3 protein-coding genes are annotated in these 2,685 nt (G+C 53.1%); 1 reads left to right on the forward strand and 2 read right to left on the reverse strand.

Going from position 1 to position 2,685, the window contains the following annotated elements:
• Positions 1 to 164 precede the first annotated feature (164 nt).
• Complete coding sequence (locus BLT47_RS08710; RefSeq protein WP_143021835.1) at positions 165 to 425, forward strand: IS3 family transposase; 261 nt, start codon at positions 165 to 167, stop codon at positions 423 to 425.
• 731 nt (positions 426 to 1,156) lie between these two features.
• On the opposite strand, the gene BLT47_RS09470 is transcribed toward BLT47_RS08710, so the two are convergent.
• Together BLT47_RS09470 and BLT47_RS08720 are read right to left on the reverse strand one after the other, a co-directional pair.
• The gene (locus tag BLT47_RS09470; RefSeq protein WP_143021836.1) at positions 1,157 to 2,086 is read right to left on the reverse strand and encodes a hypothetical protein; all 930 of its coding nucleotides are present in this window, start codon (positions 2,084 to 2,086) and stop codon (positions 1,157 to 1,159) included.
• 122 nt (positions 2,087 to 2,208) lie between these two features.
• Positions 2,209 to 2,685: integrase core domain-containing protein (locus tag BLT47_RS08720; RefSeq protein ID WP_218122571.1), on the reverse strand; the 477-nt coding region annotated here is incomplete at its 5' end.

Below are 2,685 nucleotides of genomic sequence, written 5' to 3' on the forward strand. Positions count from 1 at the left end.
TGCGCGGAATATGTTTTACGGGACATGGTAGAAGACTACCTTTCTCCGGCTGAACGCCGGGGCTAGCCTATGTCCACCAACAGGGGGTCAGGTCCGCGCCACGTAAATTGGTGTTGCACGCGGATCGGGGTGCTCAGTTCACGCCTAAGGAAATGGGCGAGTATATGGAGAGAATTGATGGGCACATGTCAATGGGACGAACCGGGGTGTGCTGGGATAACGCGATGGCTGAAGCTTTTTGGGCGATCTTGAAAGTAGAACATTTCTACCGGTATGCCTTCGCCACGCGCAAGGAAGTTTACGAGTCAGTATCAGAGTGGATCGAAGTGTTTTATAACCGGACCCGGATCCACACGGCTATCGGCGGTCACACACCCGTCGAATATGAATTAATAACCGCGGTACCATTCGTGGAAGCCGCTTAGAAAAACGTCAACAACTTGCGGGCAAGCCCAGTGAGGAGCTGACGGTAGACACGGTAGGGCTGTTCACGGTGCCTGCTGACTTAAATGATTATCGCGGTGCGATCGCCGCCGCGCTCCAGCACGGCACGAGGAGAGCAATCACCGCCGAGCAAACCCTAAAAGACTAGGCGAAGGACACCTAGAGGCCAGTGGTGAGGCCACCTTCACCAGACTCACCTACATCGGCCTAGCCCACCTTCACCTCACCCGTAGCGAGATAGAGCTTATGGTGTTCGGGCAGCTGCTGGATCTGGTGGAGTGTTGGCTGATCGACACCGGACACGCCCACCCTAAGCGGCACTGGTTTATCGACGACATCATCCCTGCAGGAATCTAACTCACGCCATGTCAGCACACCCCGTGACTGATTCCGCATCGCAATTGCCATCAACCTTGAGGGGTGAAACCTTGTTGTGGAGCGCGTCCATTCTTCCCCAACAGTGCGAAGCTGGGGCCCTGCTCAATATGGAACAAACACGTTATCCATATTGAGCAGGGCCCACACTCTCAAGTAAGAAACTATTTCCGACTATCTTCTTTTCGGCGCAGACCGATGAAATCTGGGAGCATCAAGAATACAGTGCCAACCAAGGCTGCCCACCAATAATCCCAGCTCTGTGAAATCTTCGTCGACAACATCAGCAGAACGAAGAAAATCAGAACAACATCCCGCACTAAACGTAGCCAGTTCATCACAAGAAGCACCCCGCTGCCGCATCTCCGACCCGAACCCATCCGGAGGCATCAGACCTATACCAAGCCCATCCAGCTCCAACAGCGCATAACACGAGTGCACCAGGTCCGACTTTCTTTGCGACGATTTTTCCCTTTCCTGCAACCCACTTGGTACCTGACCAAGCTTTACCACCAAGCCACTTTGCTTTCGGGCCAAGCCAGTTAGCAGCCGATTTCGCTTTGCCGACGACCCAAGATCCTGCACTCTTGAACCAGCCCTTCACGTTATCCCACCATGAAGGATCAGCAGTAATCGGATAGGCAAAATTTCCTGACTTGTGTTCGACAACTTGGGTTAAGACGTTGCCTTGGGCTTCGAAATGTGTAGGAACTTCCACCCCATCCGCATCTCGAGCCCATGGTGCGTCTACACCTCCAACAAGCTCAGGCTCTCCTTCAATATAGGCAAAGAGAAATGCAACACCGGTCTCAGCATCTAGAACAATCGCGTCGACACCTGGGAAAGAATAAGAGTATTCCTCTGGAGCGTCTTTGTCGCCAATAATGCTGTGCACTCGGACGTTACCAGCGTTGGAAACTGTCACAGCATAATCAACATTACTTGACCCTGCCGCATCTACTGTCGCTATTTCACGACCGTCAACATCTAGCGTGTGCCCAGCCGAACCTTCAATCACTAAAGAGCCTGAATTACCTTCAACGGTAGCCTGACCCCCATTATTGGAAATCCGGACATTTCCGGCTTCCTCTGAGGCGACAATATCGCTGCCCAAGGAGGTCAGATTCACGTTAAGCGAGGTGTCAATTCCCTCGGACACAGATGCGTGCTCAAGAGTCTGTACTGTCAATTCTTCAGCAGAATTAGCCAAATCATCCGCGTGAGCCACCCCCGTCCAACTCGAAAACAGAGCTAGTGAAATAGCCATCGATATCGTGCGCCTTAGTTTCATTATCAACTCCTTATCAAGGTTCTGAAGGCGGAAAAGCAATGCTGATTTTAACCAGCGACAGGCAGATCTATTTTAGGACCTTTGGGCCGGGCTAGTTTTTAGGACCGGTCGGTTTGAGTGCATTGCTGGGTTTGGTGCCATTGGTTGGCGTACTCAGTCGGTGGGATAAATCCTAGGCTCGAATGAGGATGATGCGTATTGTAACGCTCTGACCACAGTCGCAGGCAGTGCGACGCGTGGGCAGGGTCGTCGAACATCTCGTCTTCTAGCAGCTCGTCACGTAGCCGGTTGTGGAAGGACTCCACAAACCCGTTATGCCAGGGCATTCCCGGTGGGATGAACGCTTCGATAGTGTCTTGCTTGGCTGCCCATTGAGTCAGCTCATGGCTGATGAACTCCGGGCCGTTATCCATACGCAACACCATCCATACGCAACACCCGAGGTCTACCACCACGCACAGCGGCGTACTTATCCGCGCCAGGCTTCTGGTGGCGTTTGCGGGCGTTGTAGTACGCCGCTCTGGATACCCCGACGACCCGGCAGGCAAAGCGCACCGAATAACCCACAGATAGAG

Source organism: Actinobaculum suis, from assembly GCF_900102025.1.
Classification (GTDB): domain Bacteria; phylum Actinomycetota; class Actinomycetes; order Actinomycetales; family Actinomycetaceae; genus Actinobaculum; species Actinobaculum suis.

Coding starts and splice junctions, on each gene's coding strand:
- BLT47_RS08710 (WP_143021835.1), top strand. CDS start 165: ATGGAGAGAATTGATGGGCACATGTCAATGGGACGAACCGGGGTGTGC.
- BLT47_RS09470 (WP_143021836.1), bottom strand. CDS start 2,086: ATGGCTATTTCACTAGCTCTGTTTTCGAGTTGGACGGGGGTGGCTCAC.